This window comes from Streptomyces stoeckheimensis, assembly GCF_045822005.1.
GTDB classification, from domain to species: Bacteria; Actinomycetota; Actinomycetes; order Streptomycetales; family Streptomycetaceae; genus Streptomyces; species Streptomyces stoeckheimensis.
The window spans coordinates 3,547,628-3,574,359 of record NZ_CP169550.1; the positions used below are offsets into that span (position 1 = coordinate 3,547,628).

Annotated in this window: 26 protein-coding genes; 11 read left to right on the forward strand and 15 right to left on the reverse strand. The window is 72.0% G+C overall.

The window, feature by feature from the left end; all coding sequences use genetic code 11:
* Window positions 1-134: 134 nt before the first annotated feature.
* From ACE1OC_RS15770 to ACE1OC_RS15785, 4 genes are all read right to left on the reverse strand, one after another.
* Complete coding sequence (locus ACE1OC_RS15770) at window positions 135-1,253, reverse strand: sensor domain-containing diguanylate cyclase (RefSeq protein WP_250746278.1); 1,119 nt, start codon at window positions 1,251-1,253, stop codon at window positions 135-137.
* A 122-nt stretch (window positions 1,254-1,375) separates the two neighbouring features.
* A complete protein-coding gene (locus ACE1OC_RS15775; RefSeq protein WP_407837570.1) occupies window positions 1,376-2,176 on the reverse strand; it encodes an enoyl-CoA hydratase/isomerase family protein in 801 nt (266 codons plus the stop codon).
* A 223-nt stretch (window positions 2,177-2,399) separates the two neighbouring features.
* Window positions 2,400-3,596, reverse strand: coding sequence for an adenylate/guanylate cyclase domain-containing protein (locus tag ACE1OC_RS15780; RefSeq protein WP_407837571.1), 1,197 nt, complete (start codon window positions 3,594-3,596; stop codon window positions 2,400-2,402).
* A gap of 135 nt (window positions 3,597-3,731) precedes the next feature.
* The gene (locus ACE1OC_RS15785) at window positions 3,732-4,610 is read right to left on the reverse strand and encodes a biotin--[acetyl-CoA-carboxylase] ligase (protein WP_351378963.1); all 879 of its coding nucleotides are present in this window, start codon (window positions 4,608-4,610) and stop codon (window positions 3,732-3,734) included.
* A gap of 131 nt (window positions 4,611-4,741) precedes the next feature.
* Here ACE1OC_RS15785 and ACE1OC_RS15790 point away from each other — a divergent pair, with 131 nt between their 5' ends.
* The 4 genes from ACE1OC_RS15790 to ACE1OC_RS15805 all read left to right on the forward strand — a co-directional run bounded on the left by ACE1OC_RS15790 (window position 4,742) and on the right by ACE1OC_RS15805 (window position 7,490).
* Complete coding sequence (locus ACE1OC_RS15790) at window positions 4,742-6,337, forward strand: acyl-CoA carboxylase subunit beta (RefSeq protein ID WP_407837572.1); 1,596 nt, start codon at window positions 4,742-4,744, stop codon at window positions 6,335-6,337.
* A gap of 19 nt (window positions 6,338-6,356) precedes the next feature.
* Complete coding sequence (locus tag ACE1OC_RS15795; protein WP_250746263.1) at window positions 6,357-6,566, forward strand: acyl-CoA carboxylase epsilon subunit; 210 nt, start codon at window positions 6,357-6,359, stop codon at window positions 6,564-6,566.
* A 128-nt stretch (window positions 6,567-6,694) separates the two neighbouring features.
* A complete protein-coding gene (mmpB, locus tag ACE1OC_RS15800; protein ID WP_279346700.1) occupies window positions 6,695-6,829 on the forward strand; it encodes a morphogenic membrane protein MmpB in 135 nt (44 codons plus the stop codon).
* 52 nt (window positions 6,830-6,881) lie between these two features.
* Window positions 6,882-7,490, forward strand: a complete 609-nt coding sequence (locus tag ACE1OC_RS15805; RefSeq protein WP_407837573.1) for a Maf family protein — start codon at window positions 6,882-6,884, stop codon at window positions 7,488-7,490.
* Here the strand turns inward: ACE1OC_RS15805 and ACE1OC_RS15810 are convergent.
* Window positions 7,471-8,127, reverse strand: coding sequence for a hypothetical protein (locus ACE1OC_RS15810; RefSeq protein WP_407837574.1), 657 nt, complete (start codon window positions 8,125-8,127; stop codon window positions 7,471-7,473). The two genes, ACE1OC_RS15805 and ACE1OC_RS15810, sit on opposite strands and share 20 nt — an antisense overlap.
* Before the next feature lie 396 nt (window positions 8,128-8,523).
* Between ACE1OC_RS15810 and ACE1OC_RS15815 the strand changes: the two genes are divergently transcribed.
* Window positions 8,524-10,278 (forward strand): acetyl/propionyl/methylcrotonyl-CoA carboxylase subunit alpha, encoded by a 1,755-nt coding sequence (locus ACE1OC_RS15815; protein ID WP_407837575.1) that lies wholly within the window; start codon window positions 8,524-8,526, stop codon window positions 10,276-10,278.
* A 179-nt stretch (window positions 10,279-10,457) separates the two neighbouring features.
* Here the strand turns inward: ACE1OC_RS15815 and ACE1OC_RS15820 are convergent, their stop codons facing one another.
* Together ACE1OC_RS15820 and ACE1OC_RS15825 are read right to left on the reverse strand one after the other, a co-directional pair.
* Window positions 10,458-11,411 (reverse strand): DeoR/GlpR family DNA-binding transcription regulator, encoded by a 954-nt coding sequence (locus tag ACE1OC_RS15820; RefSeq protein ID WP_407837576.1) that lies wholly within the window; start codon window positions 11,409-11,411, stop codon window positions 10,458-10,460.
* A gap of 175 nt (window positions 11,412-11,586) precedes the next feature.
* Window positions 11,587-13,026 carry an NAD(P)H-quinone dehydrogenase gene (locus ACE1OC_RS15825; protein WP_266955723.1) on the reverse strand — a complete coding sequence of 480 codons (1,440 nt, stop codon included), beginning with the start codon at window positions 13,024-13,026 and terminating at the stop codon, window positions 11,587-11,589.
* 198 nt (window positions 13,027-13,224) lie between these two features.
* Between ACE1OC_RS15825 and ACE1OC_RS15830 the strand changes: the two genes are divergently transcribed.
* The 3 genes from ACE1OC_RS15830 (at window position 13,225) to ACE1OC_RS15840 (ending at window position 16,365) form a co-directional block, all read left to right on the forward strand.
* The gene (locus tag ACE1OC_RS15830) at window positions 13,225-13,662 is read left to right on the forward strand and encodes a gamma-glutamylcyclotransferase (protein ID WP_112449900.1); all 438 of its coding nucleotides are present in this window, start codon (window positions 13,225-13,227) and stop codon (window positions 13,660-13,662) included.
* Between the two features lie 207 nt (window positions 13,663-13,869).
* Window positions 13,870-14,676, forward strand: coding sequence for a purine-nucleoside phosphorylase (locus ACE1OC_RS15835; RefSeq protein WP_383954215.1), 807 nt, complete (start codon window positions 13,870-13,872; stop codon window positions 14,674-14,676).
* Between the two features lie 39 nt (window positions 14,677-14,715).
* Window positions 14,716-16,365: a phospho-sugar mutase gene (locus ACE1OC_RS15840; protein ID WP_407837577.1), complete on the forward strand. Its 1,650-nt coding sequence runs from the start codon at window positions 14,716-14,718 to the stop codon at window positions 16,363-16,365.
* A gap of 63 nt (window positions 16,366-16,428) precedes the next feature.
* Here ACE1OC_RS15840 and ACE1OC_RS15845 read toward each other — a convergent pair whose 3' ends face one another.
* The 3 genes from ACE1OC_RS15845 to afsQ1 are packed head-to-tail and all read right to left on the reverse strand — an operon-like array spanning window position 16,429 to window position 19,248.
* Entirely contained in the window at window positions 16,429-17,106 is a 678-nt protein-coding gene (locus ACE1OC_RS15845; RefSeq protein WP_407837578.1) for a hypothetical protein, read from the reverse strand.
* Window positions 17,090-18,673, reverse strand: coding sequence for a sensor histidine kinase (locus ACE1OC_RS15850; RefSeq protein ID WP_407841573.1), 1,584 nt, complete (start codon window positions 18,671-18,673; stop codon window positions 17,090-17,092). The genes ACE1OC_RS15845 and ACE1OC_RS15850 overlap by 17 nt, the downstream gene beginning before the upstream one ends.
* Window positions 18,571-19,248: a two-component system response regulator AfsQ1 gene (gene afsQ1 / locus ACE1OC_RS15855; protein ID WP_250746240.1), complete on the reverse strand. Its 678-nt coding sequence runs from the start codon at window positions 19,246-19,248 to the stop codon at window positions 18,571-18,573. The genes ACE1OC_RS15850 and afsQ1 overlap by 103 nt, the downstream gene beginning before the upstream one ends.
* Window positions 19,249-19,458: 210 nt before the next feature.
* Between afsQ1 and ACE1OC_RS15860 the strand changes: the two genes are divergently transcribed.
* Entirely contained in the window at window positions 19,459-20,178 is a 720-nt protein-coding gene (locus ACE1OC_RS15860; protein ID WP_250746230.1) for a SigE family RNA polymerase sigma factor, read from the forward strand.
* A gap of 280 nt (window positions 20,179-20,458) precedes the next feature.
* On the opposite strand, the gene ACE1OC_RS15865 is transcribed toward ACE1OC_RS15860, so the two are convergent.
* Together ACE1OC_RS15865 and ACE1OC_RS15870 are read right to left on the reverse strand one after the other, a co-directional pair.
* Window positions 20,459-21,073: a uridine kinase family protein gene (locus ACE1OC_RS15865; protein ID WP_407837579.1), complete on the reverse strand. Its 615-nt coding sequence runs from the start codon at window positions 21,071-21,073 to the stop codon at window positions 20,459-20,461.
* 74 nt (window positions 21,074-21,147) lie between these two features.
* Window positions 21,148-21,819 (reverse strand): zinc ribbon domain-containing protein, encoded by a 672-nt coding sequence (locus ACE1OC_RS15870; RefSeq protein ID WP_407837580.1) that lies wholly within the window; start codon window positions 21,817-21,819, stop codon window positions 21,148-21,150.
* Between the two features lie 162 nt (window positions 21,820-21,981).
* On the opposite strand from ACE1OC_RS15870, the gene ACE1OC_RS15875 reads away from it, so the two are divergent.
* On the forward strand, window positions 21,982-22,338 hold the full coding sequence (locus ACE1OC_RS15875) for a hypothetical protein (protein ID WP_407837581.1): 357 nt from the start codon (window positions 21,982-21,984) through the stop codon (window positions 22,336-22,338).
* A gap of 106 nt (window positions 22,339-22,444) precedes the next feature.
* Here the strand turns inward: ACE1OC_RS15875 and ACE1OC_RS15880 are convergent, their stop codons facing one another.
* Genes ACE1OC_RS15880 through deoC form a run of 3 tightly spaced genes read right to left on the reverse strand, consistent with a single transcriptional unit; the run spans window position 22,445 to window position 25,741 of the window.
* On the reverse strand, window positions 22,445-23,344 hold the full coding sequence (locus ACE1OC_RS15880) for an aldehyde dehydrogenase family protein (RefSeq protein ID WP_407837582.1): 900 nt from the start codon (window positions 23,342-23,344) through the stop codon (window positions 22,445-22,447).
* A complete protein-coding gene (locus ACE1OC_RS15885) occupies window positions 23,337-24,773 on the reverse strand; it encodes an aldehyde dehydrogenase family protein (RefSeq protein ID WP_250746198.1) in 1,437 nt (478 codons plus the stop codon). Before ACE1OC_RS15885 ends, ACE1OC_RS15880 begins: the two co-directional genes overlap by 8 nt.
* Before the next feature lie 5 nt (window positions 24,774-24,778).
* Window positions 24,779-25,741, reverse strand: a complete 963-nt coding sequence (gene deoC, locus ACE1OC_RS15890; protein WP_250746380.1) for a deoxyribose-phosphate aldolase — start codon at window positions 25,739-25,741, stop codon at window positions 24,779-24,781.
* Window positions 25,742-26,007: 266 nt separating this feature from the next.
* On the opposite strand from deoC, the gene ACE1OC_RS15895 reads away from it, so the two are divergent.
* On the forward strand, window positions 26,008-26,664 hold the full coding sequence (locus ACE1OC_RS15895; RefSeq protein ID WP_407837583.1) for a hypothetical protein: 657 nt from the start codon (window positions 26,008-26,010) through the stop codon (window positions 26,662-26,664).
* Window positions 26,665-26,732 lie beyond the last annotated feature (68 nt).

Sequence of the window (26,732 nt, forward strand, 5' to 3'; positions counted from 1 at the left end):
GCAGGCCGCAGCATCGGCCACCCGGGGCCGGACCCGGCAGGGCGGCGCAGGGCATCGGCCGTCGGGCGGGGCCGCGCAGCGGGCCGGGGCGCAGGGCCCCGGCCGGGGCGCGGCCAGGGCCGGTCGGGGCACCGCTACGCGCGCCCGCGGAAGCGGCGGCGTTCGCCCGGGCCACCGGGCTCCGCGTCGGCGAGGCGTACGACCGCCGTGTCCCGCCCCGCGACCACCGGCTTCGCCGACCGCGCCGCCTTCGCCTTGTACTGCGCCGCGTCCGCCAGCCGGAACAGCCGCCGGGAGGATTTCACCGGCCCGATCGGGTCCCCCGTGGAAGCGACGCCGCAGGCGACCCCCTCCCCCAGCTCCAGCTCGGCGGCCCGCAGGCACACCTCCTCGGTGACCCGTACCACCTCGTCCGCCGAAGGCCCCACGCTGACCAGGCAGAACTCGTCCCCGCCCAGCCGCGCCACCAGCGCACCCGGCAGCATCGCCCCGCACAGGCTGAGCACGGAGCCGAACCGTTCCAGCAGCCGGTCGCCCATCGCGTGGCCCAGGGTGTCGTTGACCTTCTTCAGGCCGTTCAGGTCGCAGACGACCAGACTCACCACCACCTCCGCACCACTGCGCCGGTGCTCCTCCAGCGCCTCGTCGAGCCGCATGTCCACGGCCCGCCGGTTGGCCAGCCCGGTCAGCGGGTCGGTGAAGGCGAGCCGGCGAGCCTCCTCCAGCCGGTCGCTCTGCGCCAGCCCGGCCGCGATCACCGCCGCGAGGACCTCTCCGAACTCCGCGTCGTCCTCGTCGAAGTCCGCCATGCCTTCGTCCCGGGCCACGTACAGCTCGCCCCAGGCCCGCCCGCTCAGCACGATCGGGGCCACCACGCACGTGCCGCGCCCGCGCCGCCGCAGGGCCTCGCCCCGGCGTCCCGGCCGGTCTCCGACCGCGCTGTCCACCCAGGCGTGGGGTCCGCCGCCGCCGACCCAGCGCTCGTGCAGGAACTCCGTGATCTCGGGGAAATCGTGCACGGGGTACGACTCGTCCTCGGGGAACTCCTCCTCCCCGTCCCTGCGCTCCCCCTCGTTCACGAGCACCCGCAGGCGCCCCCGCTCCCGCTCCCACGCGGAGATCGCGGCGAACGAGCCGTCCATCGCCAGCCTCGCTCCGCGCGCGGCCGCCCGCACGCTGTCCCGCGGCGTGCACGCGGCAGCCATGGCCTGCGCGAGGCCCACAACGGCTCGAAGCCGCCCGTCAACACCCATCACCCCAGGTTAGGGAGTTTTGTCCGATTTAGTGACAATTGGCGCGACATTCGGTGGCACCGAGATCACACCGGGTCACCACCCGGAGCCCACAGGACCACCGGATACGTCGACGGACGCCCTCACACCCCGGGCCACTCCGGCTTCCGCTTCTCGTTGAACGCCGCCACGCCCTCGGCCCGGTCCCCCGAGAAGGCCACCGTCCGCCACGCCGCGTCCTCGATCTCCAGCCCGGCCGTCAGGTCCATGCCGTGCCCGAGCCGCAGCGCCCGCTTGGCGGCCCGCAGCCCGACCGGGGAGTTCGCCGCCATCGCCGCCGCCATCGCCAGGGCGGCCTCGCGGTCCGTCCCCGCCGGCACCACCGAGTCCACCAGACCCAGGGCCAGCGCATCGGCGGCCTCCACGCGCCGCGCGGTGAAGATCAGCTCCGCCGCCCGCGCCGCCCCCACGCGCCTCGGCAGCAGCTGCGTGCCGCCGCCGCCCGGGATCACCCCGACCGACACCTCGGGCAGCCCGACGACGGCCGTCGCGTCGGCCACGATGACATCGCACGCGAGGGCAAGCTCGAAGCCGCCGCCCAGCGCGAACCCGTGCACCGCCGCGATCACCGGCATCGGAAGCTCCAGGACTCCGCCGTACGCGCCCCGCGTGGTCGGCCGCTGCCGCAGCAGCTCGGCGTCCGAGAAGGAGTTCCGCTCCTTGAGGTCCGCGCCCACGCAGAACGCCCTCTCGGCGGTCGAGGAGAGCACGACGACCCGTACCGACGGGTCCGCACCCAGCGCCGCACACGCGGCGCCGATGCCCCGCGCCATCTCGGTCGACACGGCGTTCATCGCCTTGGGCCGGTCCAGAACCAGCTCGGCGACGCGCCCGTCGCCCGCACGACGTACCGCGACGAACTCCCCGAAGCGCTGCTCCGACATCTCTGCGACCCTCCACGTTAACGACCGTTATCAACGGACTCTAGCGCGCGGAGCAGCTCAGCAGGAGGCCTCCGGCCAACCAATCCTCGGCACCGGCCCGGTACGTCGGCACGCCGGAGCAGGGAGCGCGGGAGTCGGGAGCACGGAGCGCCGGAGTACGGAGCTGACCGGCACGGGCCGGGACTGCGGGAAGGACCCGGCCGCCGGCCGGCCCGGGGGCACGTCAACCGGAGGTCTTGGGGCTCCGGCGCGTCAGCGACCAGGGTTCCACCACGCCGAGGCCGCGGACCGGGCGCTGGAACATCGGCTGGAGCGCGAAGCGGTAGGCACCGCCGCCCTCCTCGTTCTCCGCTTCCTTCTCCGAGACCGGCGCCGCACCCGTGCGGCCCAGTTCCTCGGCCATCGCGCCGTCCACCAGGACCGCGTCCTTCGGCGCTATCGACGTCAGCCGCGAGGCCAGGTTCACCGTGGTCCCGAAGACGTCGCCCATCCGGGTGGTCACCGTCCCGAAGGCGATGCCCACGCGCAGCTCCGGCATCTGCGGATCGGCTTCCATCGTCTCGATCAGCCGCAGCGCGATCTCCGCCGCCGTGGCCGCGTCGTCGGCGCAGTACAGCACCTCGTCGCCCAGCGTCTTGATCAGCCGGCCGCCGTGCGCCGCCACCAGGTCCGCCGAGGTCGTCTCGAAGGACTCGACCAGCTCGCCGAGCTCCTCCTCCTCCAGCCGCCGCGTCAGGCGCGTGAAGCCCACCAGGTCGGCGAAGCCCACCGCGAGGCGCCGGTCGACCATCTCCTCGTCGTCCGCCACCTGCACGACCCGCCCGGTCGCGGCCGCGAGCTGGCGCCGCCACACGTAGACGAGGAACTCCTCCAGCTCCGGCAGCAACAGCTCGACCAGCGGGTACGTGACCTCCGTACGGGTCATCCCCGGCTCCGGCGGCTCCGTCAGCCCCTCCAGGAAGGAGTCGATCTGCCACTCCGCGAGCCGGGCCGTGGTCTGCCCGGTGGACCGCGCCACCTGGACCGCCATCGGCTCGCTCAGCAGCCCGGCCTCGACGAGGCCGGCGAGCCGGCGCAGCGCCAGTACGTCGGCCTCCGTCAGGGCCCTGGCCTGGCCGATGTCCGCGAAGCCCATGGCCCGCCAGAAGCGGGAGGCGAGCTCCATCGAGACCCCGGCACTGCGGGCCGCCTGGAAGGGCGTGTACCGGCGCTCGGCGCCCAGGATCAACTGCTCCAGGCGGATGGCCAGCGGGTCGGCCGTCGGCTGCGCCGTGTGGTCGACCTCGTGGTGGGGAGTGTGCTGCTCGCGCCCGATCGGGGTCGCGTGGACTCCGGAACCGCCCGAGCCGCCGGAGCCGCCCGCACCGCCCGTCGCCGTTGCGGAGGCGGGCACGCTGGACTGAGGGTCGTCGACGGTCAAGGGCCGCCTCCTGTCCATTCCGTGCGCACTGCCGAACCGGGTGATCACCGGGAGGACCGGGATCGCCTAAACCATACGGCAGGTGTGCCGTAGCTCACTCCCCTACTCGGTCACCCGGGGCGGTCCCCCCGCGGGCTACCGCACGGACCGCAGATGGACGACGTCCCCTGCCCCCACGGCCTCGTGCTTGTCCTCCGCCGTCCGCACGACGAGCCGTCCGTCGGCGTCCACCGCTTCGGCCGTCCCGGTGAGCGTGCGCCCGCCCGGCAGCTCGGCGCGCACGTGCTTGCCGAGGGTCGCGCAGCCCGCCGCGTACGTCTCCTGCAGACCGCTGGCCGCCGGGTCGCCGCCGGCCTCCCGCCAGTTCCCGTACCACTGCTCCAGGGAGCGCAGTACGGCCTTGAGCAGCGGGTCCCGGTCGGTGACGGTGGCCTTGGCCAGCGCCAGCGACCCGGCGGTGTCCACCGGCAGCTCGGCGTCGGTCAGCGTCACGTTGAGCCCGATCCCGAGGACGACCCCGTCGGCCACGCGCTCGGCGAGGATCCCGCCGGTCTTGCGCTCCTCCCCGTCCACGGTGACCAGCAGGTCGTTGGGCCACTTGAGGGAGGTGTCCACGCCCGCGGCGCGCGAGAGCCCGGTGGCGGTGGCCACCCCGGCCAGCAGCGTCAGCCAGCCCCACCGCTCCTGCGGCACCGCGGGCCCGGGCTTCAGGAGCACGGAGAAGAACAGTCCGGACCGCGCGGGCGCGACCCAGCTCCGGTCGAGCCGGCCCCGTCCGGCGGTCTGCTCCTCGGCGACGAGCACGGCCCCCTCGGGCAGCTTCGCGGCCCTGGCGGCGAGATCGCTGTTGGTGGACCCGGTGGACCCCACCACCTCCAGCGAGCTCCACAGCCCTTCGCCGGTCACGAGGGCCCGCTGCAGCGCGGCAACGTTCAAGGGCGGCCGGTCCAGACTCGACCAACGGCCCGCGGAAGCTCCGGTCGAAGCCCCGCCTGATGCATCTGATGGCGTCATGCAACCCAGATTAGGTGTGTCAAACGCCGCACCGCCGAGCGCCATGCCCGCCGATACGCTACGCACCAGTAGCTAGTAAAAACCAAGTAAGTCACCAGGCAGTTGACACCACGCAGGGAGCCGCGACCCCGATGTCACAACCGTCAGAGCCGATCGACATGCACACCACCGCGGGGAAGATCGCGGATCTGCAGCGCCGCGTCGAGGAAGCCACACACGCCGGGTCAGGGCGGGCGGTGGAAAAGCAGCACGCCAAGGGCAAGCTGACGGCGCGTGAGCGGGTGGCCCTGCTGCTGGACGAGGGGTCCTTCGTCGAGCTGGACGAGTTCGCCCGGCACCGGTCGACGAACTTCGGGCTGGAGAAGACCCGGCCGTACGGCGACGGCGTCGTCACCGGCTACGGAACCGTCGACGGACGGCCCGTCGCCCTGTTCTCGCAGGACTTCACCGTCTTCGGCGGGGCCCTCGGCGAGGTCTACGGCCAGAAGATCATGAAGGTCATGGACTTCGCGCTGAAGACCGGCTGCCCGCTGATCGGCATCAACGACTCCGGTGGCGCCCGCATCCAGGAGGGCGTCAGCGCGCTGGGCATGTACGGCGAGATCTTCCGCCGCAACGTCCACGCCTCCGGCGTGATCCCGCAGATCAGCCTGGTCGTCGGCCCGTGCGCCGGCGGGGCCGTGTACTCCCCCGCCATCACCGACTTCACGGTCATGGTCGACCAGACCTCGCACATGTTCATCACCGGCCCGGACGTCATCAAGACCGTCACCGGCGAGGACGTCGGCTTCGAGGAGCTGGGCGGGGCGCGCACGCACAACAGCACGTCCGGCGTCGCGCACCACATGGCGGGTGACGAGAAGGACGCCATCGAGTACGTGAAGTCGCTGCTCTCCTACCTCCCGTCGAACAACCTCTCCGAGCCCCCGGCCTTCCCCGAGGAAGCCGACACCGAGGTCTCCGAGAGCGACCTCGAGCTCGACGTGCTGATCCCGGACAGCGCGAACCAGCCGTACGACATGCACAAGGTGATCGAGCACGTGCTCGACGACGCGGAGTTCCTGGAGACCCAGTCGCTCTTCGCGCCGAACATCCTCACCGGCTTCGGCCGCGTCGAGGGGCACCCGGTCGGTGTCGTCGCCAACCAGCCGATGCAGTTCGCCGGCTGCCTGGACATCGACGCCTCCGAGAAGGCGGCCCGGTTCGTCCGGACCTGCGACGCCTTCAACATCCCGGTGCTGACCTTCGTCGACGTTCCGGGCTTCCTGCCGGGCACCGACCAGGAGTACAACGGAATCATCCGGCGCGGCGCCAAGCTGATCTACGCCTACGCCGAGGCGACCGTCCCCCTGATCACCGTCATCACCCGCAAGGCCTTCGGCGGGGCCTACGACGTGATGGGCTCCAAGCACCTGGGCGCCGACCTCAACCTCGCCTGGCCGACGGCCCAGATCGCCGTCATGGGCGCGCAGGGCGCGGTCAACATCCTGCACCGGCGGGCGATCGCCGAAGCGGAGGAGGCCGGCACCGCCGAGGAGACCCGGGCGCGGCTCATCACCGAGTACGAGGACGCGCTGCTGAATCCGTACACGGCCGCCGAGCGCGGCTACATCGACGCGGTGACCATGCCGTCCGAGACCCGGGCGCACGTGGTGAAGGGGCTGCGGCAGCTGCGCACCAAGCGCGAGTCCCTGCCCCCGAAGAAGCACGGCAACATCCCGCTCTAGCCGTCACGAGGAGCTCACAGTGGTGATCAAGGTCGTCAAGGGGAACCCGACCCCGGAGGAGCTGGCCGCCGCACTGGCGGTGGTCCGAGCGCGCGCGGCGGCCCTCGCGTCGGCGCCGTCGGGCGCGGAGCGGGTGACCGACGCGTGGGCGGCACCGGGCCGGGTGGCCCGGCGGACCCTGCCCCGCCCGGGGCCGGGCGCGTGGGGCCGTACGTACTGGCCCGCGTAATCCGCGCAAGCCGCGTATCCGCGTATCCGCGCAAGACGCAGTCACAGATGAAGATGGCGTGAACTGCCCGTGGCGCCTGAGTACCCGTACTCAGGCGCCACAGGAGTGCTCGGGGCCAGGATCGGGGCATGCTCTGGTCAGACCCGAAGAACGAGCCGCCCAAGGACATGCGCGACGCCGCGGCCATGGTCCGGCGGATGACGGTGATCGTCGTCATCGCGATGGTCGTCGTGGTGTACGTGCTGGGCGTGGGCGGCTTCTAGGGGGTGTCGCGAGGGCCACGGCCACCCACTGGGCGCCCCTACGATGACAGGCATGACTGCTGCTCCCGGCCACGCCCTCGTCCTCGCCTCCGCTTCGCCCGCCCGGCTGAACCTGCTGCGGCAGGCCGGGCTCTCCCCGCACGTGATCGTGAGCGGCTTCGACGAGGACGCCCTCACCGCGGACTCCCCCGCCGAGCTGGCGCTCGCGCTGGCCGAGGCGAAGGCGGCCGTCGTGGCGGCCCTGGACGAGGCCGCGGGCGCCCTGGTGATCGGCTGCGACTCCGTGCTGGAGCTGGACGGCGAGGCGCTGGGCAAGCCGGCGGACGCCGAGGAGGCCACGGCCCGCTGGAAGTCGATGCGCGGGCGCGCCGGGGTGCTGCGCACCGGGCACTGCGTGATCGACACGGCGAGCGGCGCAAAGGTTTCGGCCACGGCGTCGACGACGGTCCGCTTCGGCGAGCCGACGGACGCGGAGGTGGCGGCGTACGTGGCGAGCGGGGAACCGCTGCACGTGGCGGGGGCGTTCACCCTGGACGGACTGTCGGCCCCGTTCATCGAGGGCATCGACGGGGATCACGGCAATGTGATCGGGATCTCCATGCCGCTGCTGCGCTCGCTGCTGGCCGAACTGGGCGTGTCCATCACGGACTTGTGGGCTTGACGTCCCCGAGCTTCCCGAAGTCCCCGAAGTCCGCGAGCGGGTGGCCCGGCGGCGTGTCCCGAATCTCCGGCCCGTCGTCGAGGCCGTCGTCGGGGCCCCAGCCGGGCCTGCCGTCCGGCCCGCCGCCGGGCCCGCCGAAGCCGTCCGCGGGCCCGCCGGAGCCGCCCAGGGGGCCGCTGGAGCCCCCCGCGGGGCCTCCGGCGCCCTCGGCGGCCCCGCCCGCGCCCTTGGCCGCGTAGAGCGTCAGGCTCAGCACCAGCAGGCAGAGGATCAGCATCATCACCGCGAAGGCGCCCCAGCCGACCAGGCCGACGACGAGGGCGCCGAGAATTCCGTGGGTGACGGCGGCGCTGACGAGGAGCACGCGTGCGAAGGAGCCCGGGGCCCGGTCGCGGATCGCGGCGACGACGAGGAACACCGCGCAGGCGAGCAGGAACACGGCCATGCCGGCGCCCAGCGCATAAGTTGCCTTGGACATGACATCCGGATCGGCGCCCGCGATGGACATCGACTGGTTCTCGGTGGTCCGGCCCAGGACGAGGTGGACGAAGCCGAGCACCGCCGCCTCCACGACGAGCACGACCGCGGTCGCTCCGGCCACGGATCTCCGCAGCACCACGCCACCCACACCAGCCACGACGCCCCCACCCCGCATGCACAAGCCCGTTCGACGCCTGGAGGCTACTAACGGGTAAACCTTCGGACAAGGGGCCGGGGCCGCTTCGTTACGGTCGGGCTGCCGTACGGCGACCCGCCGGTGCCGACGCCACGCCCGGGCAAGGAATGCATGGGCCGTTCGTAGGGATTCGACAAAGAATCACCCTGGGCCGCTGACCCGGGGAACAGAGACCCCGGACACACGGCAGGGTTACTGTGCAGTCGGGGATCCCCCTGACATGGGGCGCCACAAGGGTTTTATCGACTCGGGGTCGACTCGGATCACAGTCCGTGTGGGCAAGGTCACCACCGGGGAAGGGTCGAAAGGCCGTGTGGGCTGTCCCTAAACTCAGCTTGTTTCAAGGAGGGAGCCATCGTGCGCAAGGTGCTCATCGCCAACCGTGGCGAAATCGCTGTCCGCGTTGCTCGGGCCTGTCGGGATGCCGGGATCGCGAGCGTAGCCGTCTACGCCGACCCGGACCGGGACGCTCTGCACGTCCGCGCGGCCGACGAAGCTTTCGCGTTGGGCGGTGACACCCCGGCCGCGAGCTACTTGGACATGTCCAAGATTCTGCAGGCCGCAGCCGATTCCGGTGCGGACGCCGTCCATCCCGGATACGGCTTCCTTTCCGAGAACGCCGAGTTCGCGCAGGCCGTCATCGACGCGGGCCTGATCTGGATCGGTCCGCCGCCGCAGGCGATCCGTGATCTGGGTGACAAGGTCGCCGCCCGTCACATCGCGTTGCGTGCCGGTGCGCCGCTGGTCGCCGGCACGCCGGATCCGGTCTCCGGGTCGGACGAGGTCGTGGCCTTCGCCAAGGAGCACGGCCTGCCGATCGCGATCAAGGCCGCGTTCGGTGGTGGCGGTCGTGGTCTGAAGGTCGCCCGGAACCTCGAAGAGGTTCCGGAGCTTTACGACTCCGCGGTGCGTGAGGCCGTCGCCGCGTTCGGCCGCGGTGAGTGCTTCGTCGAGCAGTACCTCGACAAGCCGCGGCACGTGGAGACCCAGTGCCTGGCCGACTCCCACGGCAACGTGGTCGTCGTCTCCACCCGTGACTGCTCGCTGCAGCGCCGCCACCAGAAGCTGGTGGAGGAGGCCCCGGCCCCGTTCCTGACGGAGGCGCAGAACGCCGAGCTGTACGCGGCGTCGAAGGCGATCTTGAAGGAGGCCGGCTACGTCGGTGCCGGCACCGTCGAGTTCCTGGTCTCGGCCGACGGCCTGATCTCCTTCCTGGAGGTCAACACCCGTCTGCAGGTCGAGCACCCGGTCACCGAAGAGGTCACCGGTATCGACCTGGTCCGCGAGATGTTCCGCATCGCGGACGGCGAGGAGCTCGGCTACGGGGACCCGGTCCTGCGCGGTCACTCCTTCGAGTTCCGCATCAACGGCGAGGACCCGGGCCGCGGCTTCCTGCCGGCTCCGGGCACCGTCACCAGGTTCGACCCGCCGACCGGTCCGGGTGTCCGCCTCGACGCGGGCGTCGAGTCCGGCTCGGTCATCGGCCCGGCCTGGGACTCCCTGCTCGCCAAGCTCATCGTCACGGGCGCCACCCGCGAGCAGGCCCTGCAGCGCGCGGCGCGTGCGCTGGCGGAGTTCAACGTGGAGGGCATGGCCACGGCCATCCCCTTCCACCGCGCGGTCGTCGTCGATCCCGCCTTCACGGCCGACCCGTTCACGATCCACACCCGCTGGATCGAGACCGAGTTCGTCAACGAGATCCCGGCGTTCACGGTTCCCGCCGCGGAGGACTCCGAGGACGAGCCGGGCCGCGAGACCGTGGTCGTCGAGGTCGGCGGCAAGCGTCTGGAGGTCTCCCTCCCGTCCTCGCTGGGCATGACCCTGGCCCGCACGGCGGCCGCGGGCGGCGCGAAGCCCAAGCGCCGCGCGGCCAAGAAGTCCGGCCCCGCCGCTTCCGGCGACACCCTGGCCTCGCCCATGCAGGGCACCATCGTGAAGGTCGCGGTCGAGGAAGGCCAGCAGGTCAACGAGGGCGACCTGATCGTCGTCCTCGAAGCCATGAAGATGGAACAGCCGCTCAACGCACACCGCTCCGGCACGATCGTGGGCCTGGCGGCAGAGGTCGGCGCGTCGCTCACCTCGGGCGCGGCGATCTGCGAAATCAAGGACTGACGTCCTGACCGGGGTCCCCGGGGCCCAGCCCCGGGGACCCCGCTGCGGGTAGGTGCGCCGCTGCGCGGGGCCTGGTCCCCTACCCGCGCCTCAAACGCCGGCGGGGCTGGATTTCCAGCCCCGCCGGCGTTTGAGGCGCGGGTAGGGGACCGGTCCCCGGGAACGGCACCGCAGGTGACCTACCGGCGCCGCATGTCCGCCACGCGGGCCCGCTCGCTCGCCTGCTGCTCGTGCAACGGAGCCCCCGCGCTGCGGAGCTGCGCCGTAGGGCCACCGCGCCGCTGGACCGGCAGCGGAGACTCCCGGCGCGGGCGCCGACCGGCCATCGACTCCCCACCGCCGGAGGCACCCGCACCCCCGGCCACGGTGATCTGCACGCCCTGGTCCGCCAGCGCCTGCAGCTCCGTACCGGCCCGGTCGTCGTGCGGGGGCGGCTCGTCCGTCACCAGCCGGGTGATCACATCGGTCGGCACGGTCTGGAACATGGTGTCCGTCCCGAGCTTCGTGTGATCGGCCAGGACCACCACCTCCGCCGCGGCCTGGACCAGCGCCCGGTCCACGCTCGCGGAGAGCATGTTGGAGGTGGACAGCCCGCGCTCGGCGGTGAGACCGCTGCCGGACAGGAAGGCCCGCGAGACCCGCAGCCCCTGGAGGGACTGCTCGGCACCGCTGCCGACCAGCGCGTAGTTGGACCCCCGCAGGGTTCCGCCCGTCATCACCACCTCCACCCGGTTCGCATGGGCCAGCGCCTGTGCGACGAGCAACGAGTTGGTGACGACGGTGAGTCCGGGCACCCGGGCGAGCCGGCGGGCCAGCTCCTGGGTGGTGGTGCCGGCGCCGACGACCACGGCCTCGCCTTCTTCGACGAGTCCGGCCGCGACATCGGCGATGGCGGTCTTCTCCGCCGTCGCGAGATGGGACTTTTGCGGAAAGCCGGATTCCCGCGTGAAACCGCCCGGCAGTACCGCACCGCCGTGCCGGCGGTCGAGGAGTCCTTCTGCCTCCAGTGCCCGCACGTCCCGCCGTACGGTCACTTCGGAGGTCTGGACGACGCGGGCGAGCTCCCGGAGCGATACCGCTCCGTTGGCCCGCACCATTTCGAGGATCAATTGGCGACGTTCTGCAGCGAACACGAAACTGACAGTAACGCCAACGACCATCTGCTTTCAGCTCTTTGCGCCGGAATTCCGAAGTTGTCCATACCGTAGGGCAACTAGTGGTATACGCGGTCGGCCCGCCGCGCACCTGCTCCGCGGCGGGCCGACCACCCACTCCAAAGCCCTTGCTCACAAGGGCCGTTATCGGTACTTACGCCTCGCCGGAGGACTTCCGCGTGTGCAGCTGGCGGGCGACCTCAGCGATCGAACCGGACAGCGAGGGGTACACGGTGAACGCGTTTGCGATCTGCTCGACCGTCAGGTTGTTGTCGACGGCGATCGAGATCGGGTGGATGAGCTCGCTCGCGCGCGGCGAAACGACCACGCCGCCGACGACGATCCCGGTGCCGGGACGGCAGAACAGCTTCACGAAGCCGTCCCGGATGCCCTGCATCTTGGCGCGCGGGTTGCGCAGCAGCGGGAGCTTCACGCACCGGGCGTCGATCTTGCCGGCGTCCACGTCGGCCTGGGTGTAGCCGACGGTGGCGATCTCGGGGTCGGTGAAGACGTTCGAGGAGACCGTCTTCAGGTTCAGCGGGGCCACCGCGTCGCCGAGGAAGTGGTACATCGCGATGCGCCCCTGCATGGCGGCCACCGACGCGAGGGCGAAGATGCCGGTCACGTCGCCGGCCGCGTACACGCCGGGCGAGGAGGTGCGGGAGACCTTGTCGGTCCAGATGTGCCCGGACTCCTTGAGCTTGACCCCGGACTCCTCCAGGTTCATGTTGCTCGTGTTCGGGATCGCGCCGACCGCCATCAGGCAGTGCGTGCCGGTGATGACCCGGCCGTCGGAGAGGGTGACCTCGACCCGGTCGCCCACCCGCTTGGCGGACTCGGCGCGGGAGCGGCCGATGACGTTCATGCCGCGGCGCCGGAAGACGTCCTCCAGCACGGCGGCGGCGTCCGGGTCCTCGCCGGGGAGCACGCGGTCGCGGGAGGACACGAGGGTCACCCGGGAGCCGAGGGCCTGGTACGCGCCGGCGAACTCGGCGCCGGTCACACCGGAGCCGACCACGATGAGCTCCTCCGGGAGCTCTTCGAGGTCGTAGACCTGGGTCCAGTTCAGGATCCGCTCGCCGTCGGGCATCGCGTCGGGGATCTCGCGGGGGTGCCCGCCGGTCGCGATGAGCACGGCGTCGGCGGTGAGGATCGTCTCGGAGCCGTCGGCCGCGGTGACGATGACGTCCCGCGTGCCGTCGATGCCCTGCGGGCCGCCGAGCTTGGCGCGGCCCCGTACGACCCGGGCGCCGGCCCGGGTGACGGAGGCGGTGATGTCGTGGGACTGGGCGAGCGCCAGGCGCTTGACGCGCCGGTTCACCTTGCCGAGGTCCACGCCGACGACGCGCGCGGCCTGCTCGATGTGCGGGGTGTCGTCCGCGACGACGATGCCGAGCTCCTCGTACGACGAGTCGAAGGTCGTCATGACCTCGGCGGTCGCGATGAGAGTCTTGGAGGGCACGCAGTCGGTGAGCACCGACGCGCCGCCCAGACCGTCGCAGTCCACGACGGTCACCTCCGCGCCGAGCTGGGCCCCCACGAGGGCCGCCTCATACCCGCCGGGTCCGCCGCCGATGATCACGATCCGGGTCACGAAAACTCCGCCTCACGTCTACCCGGCCGGCTGCCGCCCCGGCCGGGGCTTCCGGGGGGTCTCCCCGGGGGATGCATTCCGTACGTCATTGTCCCGCACGCATCAAGGTGCTTCACGCCCGGTCCCACCATCCGGGACGCCGGCCCCGTACGCGGCCGGGAGCGCGGTCGGGGCCGCCCCTCCCGTACCCTCGACCTCATGTCGCTCTACGCCGCGTACGCCGGCAACCTCGACCCGCGGCTGATGACGCGCCGCGCTCCGCATTCGCCGCTGCGCGGCACGGGCTGGATCAACGACTGGCGGCTGACCTTCGGCGGCGAGCAGATGGGCTGGGAGGGCGCGCTGGCGACCATCGTCGAAGCGCCGCGTCACCAGGTCTTCGTCGCGCTGTACGACGTGGCCCCGCTCGACGAGGACTCCATGGACCGGTGGGAGGGCGTCGGGCTCGACATCTACCGCCGCATGCGGGTGCGCGTGCACACGCTGGACGGCGAGGAAGCGGCCTGGGTGTACGTACTCAACGGCTACGAGGGCGGCCTGCCCTCGGCCCGCTACCTGGGCGAACTCGCCGACGCGGCCGAATCCGCGGGCGCCCCGCACGACTACGTGATGGAACTCCGCAAGCGACCCTGCTAGCCGCAGTCCTTCGCGGGGTCACCGCCAATCCAGCCCCGCCGGCGTTCGAGGCGCGGGGGTCCGGGGGCAGAGCCCCCGGCAACGGCGCCGCACGCCCACCCGTACACCCCGCCCGGGACATTTGGTCGGAAACGACAAAGCAACGATCCGAATACCGTGAGCGGTGCCATCTACGCGCGTAGGCGAAGAGCGGCTACGCTCTTCCGCGTGAACGCATCTGTTACCGACCCCTTCGCCGCCGCCGACGCCGCCGCCGCCCGCCTGCGCGAGCTGACCGGCGCCGAGACCCACGATGTCGCCCTCGTGATGGGCTCAGGCTGGGCCCCCGCCGCAGAGGCGCTCGGCGCGCCCGAGGCCGAGTTCCCGGTCACCGAGCTGCCCGGCTTCCCGCCCCCCGCCGTCGAGGGCCACGGCGGCAAGATCCGCTCGTACAAGATCGGCGACAAGCGCGCGCTGCTCTTCCTCGGCCGGACCCACTACTACGAGGGCCGCGGCGTCGCCGCCGTCGCCCACGGCGTGCGCACGGCCGTCGCCGCCGGCTGCAAGACCATCGTCCTGACCAACGGCTGCGGTGGCCTGCGCGAGGGCATGAAGCCCGGCCAGCCGGTCCTGATCAGCGACCACCTCAACCTCACGGCCACCTCGCCGATCGTCGGCGCGAACTTCGTGGACCTGACCGACCTGTACTCGCCGCGCCTGCGCGCGATGTGCAAGGAGATCGACGAGACCCTCGAAGAGGGCGTCTACGTGCAGTTCCCCGGCCCGCACTACGAGACCCCGGCCGAGATCAACATGATCCGCGTCATGGGCGCCGACCTGGTCGGCATGTCCACCGTGCTGGAGGCCATCGCCGCCCGCGAGGCCGGCGCCGAGGTGCTCGGCATCTCGCTGGTCACCAACCTGGCGGCGGGCCTGTCCGGCGAGCCGCTGAACCACGAAGAGGTGCTCCAGGCCGGCCGCGACTCGGCCTCGCGCATGGGCAAGCTGCTGACCCAGGTCCTCGCCCGGATCTGAACGAGCGACCCGACCGACCGACGAGAGGTAGTGCAGGACGTGCAGGACGATCTGATCGCACGGGCGCAGGCCTGGCTGGCCGAGGACCCAGACCCGGAAACCGCCGACGAGCTCGCCAAGCTCATCGACGCCGGTGACACCCCGGAGCTCGCGGACCGCTTCTCCGGCATGCTGCAGTTCGGCACCGCCGGACTCCGCGGCGAGCTGGGCGCGGGCCCGATGCGGATGAACCGCAACGTGGTCATCCGGGCCGCGGCGGGCCTCGCGGCCTACCTCAAGGCCCAGGGCCACGCCGGCGGCCTGGTCGTCGTCGGCTACGACGCCCGCTACAAGTCGGCCGACTTCGCCCGCGACACCGCCGCGGTGATGACGGGTGCCGGGCTGCGCGCCGCCGTCCTGCCCCGTCCGCTGCCGACGCCCGTCCTCGCGTACGCCATAAGGCACCTGGGCGCCGTCGCCGGCGTCGAGGTGACCGCGAGCCACAACCCGCCCCGGGACAACGGCTACAAGGTCTACCTCGGCGACGGTTCGCAGATCGTCTCCCCGGCCGACGCGGAGATCGCCGCGCAGATCGACGCGATCGCCGCGCTGGCCGACGTACCGCGGGCCGACGGCGGCTGGCAGGACCTCGGCGACGAGGTCCTGGAGGCCTACCTGGCACGTACGGACGCCGTCCTGACCCCCGGCTCCCCCCGGGGCGTGCGGACCGTCTACACCGCCATGCACGGCGTCGGCAAGGACGTGGTCCTGGCCGCCTTCGCCCGCGCCGGCTTCCCCGCCCCGGTCCTGGTGGCCGAGCAGGCGGAGCCGGACCCGGCCTTCCCGACGGTCGCCTTCCCCAACCCGGAGGAGCCGGGCGCGATGGACCTGTCCTTCGCGAAGGCCGCCGAGGTCAACCCCGACATCGTCATCGCCAACGACCCGGACGCCGACCGCTGCGCCGTGGCCGTCCCGGACGCCGCCTCGGCCTCCGGCTGGCGGATGCTGCGCGGCGACGAGGTCGGCGCGCTGCTCGCCGCCCACCTGGTGCACAAGGGGGCGCAGGGCGTCTTCGCCGAGTCCATCGTCTCCTCCTCCCTCCTCGGGCGGATCGCGGAGGCCGCGGGCGTCGGCTACGAGGAGACCCTGACCGGCTTCAAGTGGATCTCCCGCGTCGAGGGGCTGCGCTACGGGTACGAGGAGGCGCTCGGCTACTGCGTGGACCCCGAGGGCGTCCGCGACAAGGACGGCGTCACGGCCGCCCTGCTCGTCGCGGAGCTGGCCTCGGAGCTCAAGGAGCAGGGCCGGACCCTGACCGACCTGCTGGACGACCTGGCCATGGAGCACGGCCTGCACGCCACCGACCAGCTGTCGGTCCGCGTGGAGGACCTGTCGGTCATCGCCTCGGCGATGGCGGCGCTGCGCGCGGAGCCCCCGGCCTCGCTGGCGGGCCTGCGGGTCACCTCGGCGGAGGACCTGAACCGCGGCACGGCGACGCTCCCGCCCACGGACGGGCTGCGCTACTACCTGGAGGGCGACTACAAGGCCCGGGTGATCGTCCGCCCGTCGGGTACGGAGCCCAAGCTGAAGTGCTACCTGGAGGTCGTGGTCCCGGTGGCGGAAGCCTCGGACCTGCTCCCGGCCCGCGCCCGCGGGCAGGAAGTCCTCGACGCGATCAAGAAGGACCTCGCGGCGGCGGCCGGCATCTAGCCCGACCCGGTCACGAAGAAGGCCCCCCGAGCTCCGGCTCGGGGGGCCTTCGTCACGACCGGGTCAGGAAGGGCTCGCCGCCGGGCTCGCCGACGGCAGCACCACGTCGCCCAGGGTCGGGACCGACTCCGGGCGGGAGCGGACGGCGTCCGTGCACTCCCAGGCCCTCGGCGGATCCGCGTCGGGACCGCCCAGGACCACCGGGCCCGGTCCCGCCGACACCGCGTCGCTCTCCGCGAGCGTGCACACCAGTTGCGACAGCGCCACCGGCGGCAGGTCCTCGGGCTTGCGGCTCAGCCGTACCGTGCCCGCCGGGTCCCCCGGCCGCGGCGCCGAGGCCGTCAGCGTGGCCGGCACCTCGGTCGTGAAGCCGGCCTCCCGCTCCTCGGCCGACGGCTCCCGCTGGAGCGCCGCCAGCAGGGCCTGGGCGACGAACACCGCCGCGTCCCGCGCGGGCTGCTTCTCCGGTACCGGCACCACCCGCTGGACGCCCACCAGCTGCGCCCCGCAGACCAGTTCCACCGTGGCCCGAATGCCCTGCACCCCGCTCGTTCCGGCGGCCGTGCCGGTCGGGGTCTTGCACGAGACCCGCGAGGGCGCCGCGCCCACGTCCACCGGCACGGTGGTCGCCCGGATCCCGCAGCCCGACAGGACGCCCGCGGACACCAGGCTCAGGGCCGCCATTATGGCGGCCGTCGTCGTACGCCCGGTCGTACGCCCCGTCCTACGCCTCGTCGTCACCGGCGATCACCTTCCCCATGTCCACCGGCAGCCGCAGCGTGAACAGCGCACCGCCCTCCGCCCCGTTCTCCGCGGTGATGTCGCCGCCGTGGATGTGCGCGTTCTCCATCGCGATGGACAGGCCGAGCCCGCTGCCGTCGGACTTCGGCCGCGACGCGCTCGCCTTGTAGAACCGGTCGAAGACGTGCGGCAGTACGGCCTCGGGGATGCCCGGCCCGTTGTCCCGTACGGCGATGACCAGCCAGTCGCCCTCCACCCGGATGGAGACCCGTACCGGCGAGCCGCCGTGCTTGAGCGCGTTGCCGATCAGGTTCGCCAGGATCACGTCGAGCCGCCGCGGGTCGAGCCGCGCCACGATCCCGCGCTCCGCGTCGAGTTCGACCGCGTCGAGCCACGCCCGCGTGTCGATGCATGCCGTCACCTGGTCGGCGACGTCCACGTCGTCCAGCACCAGCCGCGCCGTGCCCGCGTCGAAGCGGGTGACCTCCATGAGGTTCTCCACGAGGTCGTTCAGCCGCCTGGTCTCGCTCACGACCAGACCCACCGCCGGTGCGATCATCGGATCGAGGAACTCGACCTCGTCCTCCAGCACCTCGGCCACCGCCGTCAACGCCGTCAGCGGCGTGCGCAGTTCGTGGGACATGTCCGCGACGAAACGCCGGCTGGACTCCTCCCGCGCGCTCATGTCGGCGACCTTCTTCTCCAGCGCCTCCGCCGTCTTGTTGAAGGTGTGGGCCAGATCGGCGAGTTCGTCCGTCCCCGACACCTCCAGCCGGTGGTCCAGCTCCCCTTCGCCGAGCCGGCGCGCCGCGTCGCCGAGCCGCTGCACGGGCCGCAGCACCGTACGGGCCGCGGCCTGCGCGAGCAGCGCGGACCCGAGCAGCGCGAGCCCGGTGGCGATGGTCAGCGACCAGGCCAGGGCGTTGAGGTCGTCGCGCTCCTGGGCGAGGGACTTGTACATGTAGCCGGTCGGCCCGCCGCCCACGATCCGGGTGCCGCCGACCAGGTAGGGGTTCCCGTTCGGCTTCGTCCGCTGCCAGTACACGTGGTACGCGGCGTCGTTGGCCGAGGTGGTCTTCTGCCGGTCGTTCACGGCGTGCTGGAGCGACTTCGGTACGTCGGCCAGCGAGAAGGCGTCGGGACCGGCCGACCCGGCCACCTTGTGGCCTTCCTTCTCGTCCACCAGCAGCACGCTGTAACCGGGGCTGCTGCCCGCCATCATCTCGGCGGCGTGCTGCAGCTCCTCCTGCGTCGGGTCGGCGGGCAGCGCCGCGGCCCGGTTCTGCATCTCCTGCCGGAAGTCGCCGAGGGCGGCGTCCTGGGTCCGGGTCAGGACGGCCTCGCGGTTGAGCCAGTACGCGATCCCGGACGCGGACACGGCGGCCGTCAGCGCGACCAGTGCGAACACGACGAGGAGCCGCAGCCGCAGGCTGGTCCAGCGCCGGCCCGCGAACAGGGCTCTGATCACTGCGGGGAGTCCAGTCGGTAGCCGACGCCCCGCACGGTACGGATCAGGGTGGGCGACGAGGGCACTTCCTCGACCTTGGCGCGCAGCCGCTGCACACAGGCGTCGACGAGGCGCGAGTCGCCCAGGTAGTCGTGCTCCCACACCAGCCGCAGCAGCTGCTGGCGGGAGAGCGCCTGGCCGGGGCGGCGGCTGAGCTCCAGGAGCAGCCGCAGCTCGGTCGGGGTGAGCTGGAGGTCCTCGCCGTTCTTGGTCACCGTCATGGCGTTGCGGTCGATGACCAGCGAGCCGAAGACGGCGGAGTCGGTGGCCTCGCGCTCACCACGGCGCAGCACGGCCCGGATGCGGGCGTCGAGGACCCGCCCCTGGACGGGCTTGACGACGTAGTCGTCCGCTCCCGACTCCAGGCCGACGACCACGTCGATGTCGTCGTTGCGCGCGGTGAGCAGGATGATCGGCAGCTGGTCGGTGCGCCGGACGCGCCGGCACACCTCGAAGCCGTCGATGCCGGGCAGCATGACGTCGAGCACGATCAGATCGGGCCGCTGCTCGCGCAGCAGTTTGAGGCCGTCCTCGCCCGTCGCCGCGGTGGCCACACGGTGGCCCTGGCGAGTCAGGGAGAGTTCGAGGGCCGTGCGGATGGCGTCGTCGTCCTCGATGAGCAACAGGAAGGGCACGGGCTCATTCTGTCCCATCGCCCCTCGGGACTTCGACCGCCCTGCACCTCGAATCCACGGGCGGCCTCCGCGCGGCCTCCGCAGGGCTCCGGCGCGGCTCCCGCCGGGACCCTGTGACAGGCCTGTGACAGTCGAAGGACACCCCGGTTATGTCGGGCGGGCAGTCTTCTTGGCAACGGACCAGACAGACTCCACGACGGGGGGCGCGAGATGAACACGCTGCACAGCATCAACACCAGCGCGGTTGTCACGCGGCTGCACGATGTGAACCGCCGCACGGCAATCCGTACGGCGACGGCCCCTTCCCGGCGGCCGGCGCACGTGGTGGCCATCGACGCGAAGACCTACGAGCGCCCCTCCGTCCCCGCCCAGCGCACGCCGGGCTCCACGGACGCCCCGGACTCCTCCAACGAGGCCGAGTTCACGGCGTACGTCCAGGAGCGGCGGGCCGCCCTTTACGCGACGGCCTTCCACCTGACCGGCGACCGCTACGAGGCCGAGGACCTGCTGCAGACCGCGCTGTTCTCCACGTACCGCGCCTGGGACCGCATCAGCGACAAGGCCGCCGTCGGCGGGTACCTGCGCCGCACGATGACGAACCTGCACATCAGCGCCTGGCGCCGGCGCAAGCTGAACGAGTACCCGACGGAAGAGCTGCCGGAGACGGCCTCGGACACGGACGCCATGGGCGGTACGGAACTGCGCGCCGTGCTGTGGCAGGCGCTCACCCGCATCCCGGAGCCGCAGCGCACGATGCTGGTGCTCCGGTACTACGAGGGCCGCACGGACCCGGAGATCGCGGAGATCCTCGGCATCAGCGTCGGCACGGTGAAGTCGAGCATCTGGCGTTCGCTGCGCCGCATGCGCGAGGACGAGGCGCTGAGCTTCGGCCGCGACGAGTCGGAGTCCTTCGAGGACCTGGTCGCGTAGCAGCGGCCTCCACAAGACCAAAGGGCCAGGGGGCCCGTCCTGCGGGGGTGGGACGGGGGCCACGGGGGCAAAGGGCGGGATCGAGCGGACGGGGGTCCGCACGGTCCCGCCCTTTGGCGTGCTTGCTTTCCAGCCGTCCGGCGCTTGAGGACCGGGGACACACCCAGCCCCGCCGGCGTTTGAGGCGCGGGTCCGGGCAGCGCCCGGGGAACGGTGGAAGGGCGGGTAGGGGAAAGCCCCGCAGGGCCCGGCAAGCACGGCCCGGCCGGGGCAGCGACGGCTACGCCCGGGCCACGGCCCGGTGGCGCCCCGCCGCGGCGGCGGCCAAGCGCCCGAGCGCCTCGTCACGACCGCACGCGTGAGCCCCCAGCGCGGTGTGCCGGGCCACGATCCCGCGCTCGGCCCGCATCAGCCGCCACCCGCGCCGCAGCAGCATCGGCACCGACTTGCGGCCCTCGCGCAGGTCACGGGCCAGGCGGCGCCGGAAGGTGGTGCTGGGCCGCCCGCGCAGGCAGATCGCGTCCGCCAGCAGCCCCAGCTCCTGGCACCGCACGACGACGTCCGCCGCGAAGATCCCCTCGGCTATGAACAGCGGGGTCCGGGCGATGTCCAGCGCCTCCGTACCGGTCCGCGAGGAGGTGGCGATGTCGTAGACGGGGACCTCGGTCCGCCCGGCCGCACACAGCTCGGCGATCGCGGCCACGGCCGCCTCCGCGTCCCAGGACAGCGGGGAGTCCCAGTCGATGTCGGCGCTGCCCTCGACGAACGGGAGGGTCGGGTCGTCGCCGTCCTTGTAGAAGTCGTCCAGGCGCAGCACGGGCAGCCCGGAACGGGCCGCCAGCGAGGACTTGCCGGAGCCCGAGGGCCCGGTCAGCAGGACGACACGCGTAGGCAAAGGAGAGGAACAGCTCACGGAACAACAGTTTGACTCCTCCCCCTCCCAAAGACAAAAGGCGGGGAAATTCCGGCTCACGCAGCCTGGCAGCCCGGCGGGCCGGCAGGTCTTCCACGATCAGCGCCGGCCGGGTCGAGACCTGCCCGGAGGAGCATCACGCGTGCGGAGTTCTTGTCTCTGGGAGAGACGGCTCCACACGCGGTGCACGTGTACGTGCGCTCCGACAGCGGTAGTGCGTGCTTGGCTCTCGCTCCGCACCGTCCGCAGTCCATGGTGGTGTGCGACGGGTGCACCACTCCCCAGTCGATCCCGATCACCGCACCCGTGGCCGGCAGCGGCCGGATTTCGGCAGGGACGACGAAGGACGCGTACCAGTGGCCGAGGCTGTCGCGGTAGATCCGCACGCTCGACGGGGCCGCCGGAAGGGCGCGGGACCACACCACGGTCAGGAAGGCTTTGGCCCGAGACTTCCCGAAGTCCCGAATCAACTGCTGCTGCGGAACGCTGCTGCCGTCACTCAACCAGGGGTTGTGCTTACGGGCCTCGGTCACCATCCGGTCCAGCCGGGCCGGACCACACTCCTCGTTCTCGGCCCGGGCCTTCTTCGATCGGGCGCAGCACTCGTTCCAGAGCCACCGACACCGCGCCCACTCAGCCGACAACCCGGCGAGCGCGGTGGAAGACACGCGAAGCCGGAAGGTGAACCGGGCGCACCCGGGCTCCTCGACCTCGGTCGGTGCCTTCATGCCGCGAACGTAACGGCGTGCTGCGTCGCCTTCCCGGTGATCCCCAGGGATCTCCTCGAACGAGTGATGGCGCCCAGGTCGAGATACCGGTGGACCCTCCCGTCTCGCTACGCTGCGTGCGCACGCGATCACGACTCCGTACGAGCCCACAGGCGGGAACCCATGGCACGTCACGCAGCCCCCAAAGCACCCCTCCCCAAGGCGCTGCGCAGCGCAGGTCTGACCCTCTCGATGGCCGGCGCGGCCCTCGCGATGGCCGCCGGCGGCGCCCAGGCGGGCGAGCTCGATGTTCCGGCGGCCCTGGCAGGTGTCTCCGACCCGATCTCGAACCTCAAGGTCAATCCCCTGGCCCACACCGGCGTGGACCCGCTCGACAACGGCATCGCCACCCAGGTCGCGGACTTCCCCTCCGTCGGCACCGGCATGGTCACGGGCATCCTGACGCAGGGGCCGTCGGTCGGCGAGCTGCCCACCGCCGCGGCGTCGTCCCTCCTGGGGCCCCTGACGGGCGGCAAGTAGCTCCCGTAGGGCACGTGGGTCCGGAGGCCGCGCCGGCGTGGGGGCATGAAGAGGCCCCGGCAGCGCGGGGGACGCCGCCGGGGCCCGTCTTCGGGGGCGGGGTCCGCTAGTAGGAAGACCCGCCCGCGCCCAGCGACCCGGTCGGGTGCCAGACCGTCTTGGTTTCCAGGAACGCCGTCATGCGCGCCGTACCCGGGTCCGCGCTCCAGTCGTCCACAGGCTGTGGACGCAGGACGCGCTTGAGGTTGTCCGCGGCCGCGATCTCCAGCTCCTTGGCCAGCGCCTCGTCGGCTCCGGCCAGGTCGATCGCGTTGACGTCCTGGTGGGACGCCAGGTGCGGGCCCATCTCCGCGGCCTTGCCGGAGAGGATGTTGACCACGCCGCCGGGCAGGTCGGAGGTGGCCAGCACCTCGCCGAGGGAGAGGGCGGGGAGGGGGGACTTCTCCGAGGCGATGACGACGACCGTGTTGCCGGTCGCGATGACCGGGGCGATCACGGAGACCAGGCCCAGGAAGGACGAGGCCTGCGGGGCGACGACGGTGACGACGCCCGTCGGCTCCGGGGTGGAGAGGTTGAAGAACGGGCCCGCGACCGGGTTGGCCCCGCCCACGATCTGGCCGATCTTGTCGGTCCAGCCCGCGTACCAGACCCAGCGGTCGATGGCCGCGTCGACGACGGCCGCGGCCTTCGCCTTGGACAGGCCCTCCGCCTCGCCGACCTCGCGGACGAACTGCTCGCGGCGGCCCTCCAGCATCTCGGCGACGCGGTAGAGGATCTGGCCGCGGTTGTACGCGGTCGCGCCCGACCAGCCGCCGAAGGCCTTGCGGGCGGCGACGACCGCGTCCCGGGCGTCCTTGCGGGAGGACAGCGGGGCGTTGGCCAGCCACTTGCCCTTGGAGTCGCTCACCTCGTACACCCGGCCGCTCTCGGAGCGGGGGAACTTGCCCCCGACGTACAGCTTGTAGGTCTTGAAGACGCTCAGACGCGTCGAAGAAGACTCAGACATCGAGGTAGCCCTCCAGGCCGTGACGGCCGCCTTCGCGCCCGAAGCCCGACTCCTTGTAGCCGCCGAAGGGCGAGGTCGGGTCGAACTTGTTGAACGTGTTGGCCCACACCACACCCGCACGGAGCTTGTTGGCGACCGCGAGGATGCGGCTGCCCTTCTCCGTCCAGATGCCGGCGGACAGGCCGTACTGGCTGTTGTTGGCCTTGGCGACGGCCTCGTCGGGCGTACGGAAGGTCAGCACGGACAGCACCGGGCCGAAGATCTCGTCGCGGGCGACGGTGTGCGACTGGGAGACGTTCGTGAAGAGCGTCGGGGCGAACCAGTAGCCGGCGTTCGGCAGTTCGCACGGCGCCGACCAGCGCTCGGCGCCCTCCGCCTCGCCGGTGTCCGCGAGGGCGGTGATCCGGGCGAGCTGCTCGGCGGAGTTGATCGCGCCGATGTCGGTGTTCTTGTCGAGCGGGTCACCCAGGCGCAGCGTGGTCAGCCGGCGCTTGAGCGAGTCGATCAGCTCGTCGTGGATCGACTCCTGGACCAGGAGGCGCGAGCCCGCGCAGCAGACCTGGCCCTGGTTGAAGAAGATGCCGCTGACGATGCCCTCGACGGCCTGGTCGATGGGGGCGTCGTCGAAGACGATGTTGGCGCCCTTGCCGCCCAGCTCCAGGGTGACCTTCTTGGAGGTGCCGGCGACCTGGCGCGCGATGGCCTTGCCGACGGCGGTGGAGCCGGTGAAGGCGACCTTGTTCACGTCCGGGTGCTCGACGAGGGCCGCGCCCGCGTCCCCGTACCCGGTGAGGATGTTGACGACGCCCTTGGGCAGGCCCGCCTGGCGGCAGATGTCCGCGAAGAAGAGCGCGGAGAGGGGGGTCGTCTGGGCCGGCTTGAGCACGACCGTGTTGCCCGTGGCGAGCGCCGGGGCGATCTTCCAGGCGAGCATCATCAGCGGGAAGTTCCACGGGATGACCTGGCCGGCCACGCCGAGGGGGCGCGGGTTCGCGCCGTAGCCCGCGTGGTCGAGCTTGTCGGCCCAGCCCGCGTAGTAGAAGAAGTGCGCGGCGACGAGCGGCAGGTCCGCGTCGCGGGTCTCCCGGATCGGCTTGCCGTTGTCGAGGGTCTCCAGGACGGCCAGCTCGCGGCTGCGCTCCTGGATGATCCGGGCGATGCGGAAGAGGTACTTGGCGCGCTCGGAGCCGGGCAGCGCGGACCACTTCTCGAAGGCCTTGCGGGCGGCCTTCACGGCGCGGTCCACATCGGCGGCGCCGGCCTGCGCGATCTCGGCGAGGACCTCTTCGGAGGCCGGGGAGACGGTCTTGAAGACCTTGCCGTCCGCCGCGTCGGTGAACTCGCCGTCGATGAACAGCCCGTAGGAGGGCGCGATGTCGACGACGGAACGGGACTCGGGGGCGGGTGCGTACTCGAATGCGGATGCCATGGCGATCAGTCCACCGTCACGTAGTCGGGACCGGAGTACCGGCCGGTGCTCAGCTTCTGGCGCTGCATCAACAGGTCGTTGAGCAGGCTGGAGGCTCCGAAGCGGAACCAGTGGTTGGACAGCCAGTCCTCGCCCACGGTCTCGTTGACCAGGACCAGGAACTTGATCGCGTCCTTGGTGGTCCGGATCCCGCCGGCCGGCTTCACGCCGATCTGGATTCCAGTCTGCGCCTTGAAGTCGCGGACGGCTTCGAGCATGAGGAGCGTGTTCGCGGGCGTCGCGTTGACCCCGACCTTGCCGGTGGACGTCTTGATGAAGTCGGCCCCGGCCATCATGCCGATCCAGGAGGCGCGGCGGATGTTGTCGTACGTGGACAGCTCGCCGGTCTCGAAGATCACCTTGAGGCGGGCCGCGCTGCCGTCGGGGCGGACGCAGGCCTCCTTCACGGAGCGGATCAGCTCGTAGGTGTCGAGGTAGCGGCCGGCGAGGAAGGCGCCACGGTCGATGACCATGTCGATCTCGTCGGCGCCGGCGGCCACGGCGTCGGCCGTGTCGGCGAGCTTGACGGGCAGGGCCGCGCGGCCGGCCGGGAAGGCGGTGGCGACGGAGGCGACCTTGACGTCGGCGCCGTTCAGGGCGGCCTTCGCGGTGGCCACCATGTCGGGATACACGCAGACGGCGGCCGTCATGGGCGTGGTGCGGTCGGTCGGATCGGGGTTGGCTGCCTTGGCGGAGAGCGCCCGGACCTTGCCCGGGGTATCCGCGCCTTCCAGCGTCGTCAGGTCGATCATCGAGATGGCGAGGTCGATGGCGTACGCCTTGGCCGTCGTCTTGATCGAGCGGGTGCCGAGGGAGGCCGCGCGGGCCTCCAGGCCGACAGCGTCGACGCCGGGCAGCCCGTGCAGGAAGCGGCGCAGCGCACTGTCGGACGTCGTCACGTCAGCGAATGCGGTGAGGGTGGTGGGCATGGTCACCACATGAGCATATCTACGCGCGTAGCGACCTGTCACCCCCCTCTGCCGATTCGAGGGGATCCGCGAGGGAATCGACCCGTCCGTTCCGACACGCGTTCGGGTGTTACACGGCCGGGACGGGAGGCGGATCCTCCGGCCTCACCAGGTTCGTAGTTTTGTCCCAGCAGCCCGCCACACCTGACCCGGCCGAACCAGACCGAAACAGACTCGTCGCGGCATGCGGCTCTCCCTGCCCACTTCCGACCACACCCGGAGTCGTCATGCGTACCGCCCTCGCCCTTCGCACCTCGATCACCACCGCCGCCCTCGCGGGCGCGATGCTCTTGCCTGCCGCCGGCAGTGCCTTCGCCGCGCCGGTCACCTCGGCGCCCCAGGCGGCCGCCGCCTCCGAGTGCAGGGTGGGCCCGAAGAACCAGCCCCTGGGCGCGGGGATACGTGCCGACCTCTACTTCGGCTCGAGCGGCCCGGAGGCGTTCCTCTTCGAGGGCGGCGACGAGCGCGGCTTCGCCCGCCTCGAGATCAACGAGCCCTCGCTGCCGAAATCCCAGGGCATCATCGTCCGGATCCTGAACCCGCGCAGTGCCGCGCCCGTCCTCGAGTGGAAGACCCAGGGCGGCGCCAACGCCGCCTTCGGCCGGGCCTCGTTCCCGAAGCTTCCCAAGGGGTGCAAGCCGAATTACGAGCTCACCGAGACCAAGCCGGCTCCGAAGCCCACCACCCCGGCCCAGGCGAAGCCGAAGCCGCAGACGGTCGTGGTTCCGAAGGGGCCGGTCGCCGCGGGCGCCGAGCTCGGTACGGAGACCACCGGGAACGCGGGCGCCCCGATCGCGGTCGCCGGCGCCGGGGTCCTCTCGGTGGGCCTCCTGCTCGGTGCGGCCTTCGCGGTCCGTGCCCGCAGGGCCCGCTCCCGCGGCTGATCACGGCCCCGGTACCCCGGTTCCGCCTCCTCCGGCGGGCCGCCCTCGTGGTGGCCCGCCGGAGGGCG

Coding starts and splice junctions, on each gene's coding strand:
- ACE1OC_RS15875 (WP_407837581.1), top strand. CDS start 21,982: ATGGCACGTCACGCAGCCCCCAAAGCACCCCTCCCCAAGGCGCTGCGC.
- ACE1OC_RS15870 (WP_407837580.1), bottom strand. CDS start 21,819: ATGAAGGCACCGACCGAGGTCGAGGAGCCCGGGTGCGCCCGGTTCACC.
- ACE1OC_RS15895 (WP_407837583.1), top strand. CDS start 26,008: ATGCGTACCGCCCTCGCCCTTCGCACCTCGATCACCACCGCCGCCCTC.
- ACE1OC_RS15885 (WP_250746198.1), bottom strand. CDS start 24,773: ATGGCATCCGCATTCGAGTACGCACCCGCCCCCGAGTCCCGTTCCGTC.
- ACE1OC_RS15860 (WP_250746230.1), top strand. CDS start 19,459: ATGAACACGCTGCACAGCATCAACACCAGCGCGGTTGTCACGCGGCTG.
- ACE1OC_RS15805 (WP_407837573.1), top strand. CDS start 6,882: ATGACTGCTGCTCCCGGCCACGCCCTCGTCCTCGCCTCCGCTTCGCCC.
- ACE1OC_RS15880 (WP_407837582.1), bottom strand. CDS start 23,344: ATGTCTGAGTCTTCTTCGACGCGTCTGAGCGTCTTCAAGACCTACAAG.
- ACE1OC_RS15830 (WP_112449900.1), top strand. CDS start 13,225: ATGTCGCTCTACGCCGCGTACGCCGGCAACCTCGACCCGCGGCTGATG.
- ACE1OC_RS15785 (WP_351378963.1), bottom strand. CDS start 4,610: ATGACGCCATCAGATGCATCAGGCGGGGCTTCGACCGGAGCTTCCGCG.
- ACE1OC_RS15775 (WP_407837570.1), bottom strand. CDS start 2,176: ATGTCGGAGCAGCGCTTCGGGGAGTTCGTCGCGGTACGTCGTGCGGGC.
- deoC (WP_250746380.1), bottom strand. CDS start 25,741: ATGCCCACCACCCTCACCGCATTCGCTGACGTGACGACGTCCGACAGT.
- ACE1OC_RS15790 (WP_407837572.1), top strand. CDS start 4,742: ATGTCACAACCGTCAGAGCCGATCGACATGCACACCACCGCGGGGAAG.
- mmpB (WP_279346700.1), top strand. CDS start 6,695: ATGCTCTGGTCAGACCCGAAGAACGAGCCGCCCAAGGACATGCGCGAC.
- ACE1OC_RS15770 (WP_250746278.1), bottom strand. CDS start 1,253: ATGGGTGTTGACGGGCGGCTTCGAGCCGTTGTGGGCCTCGCGCAGGCC.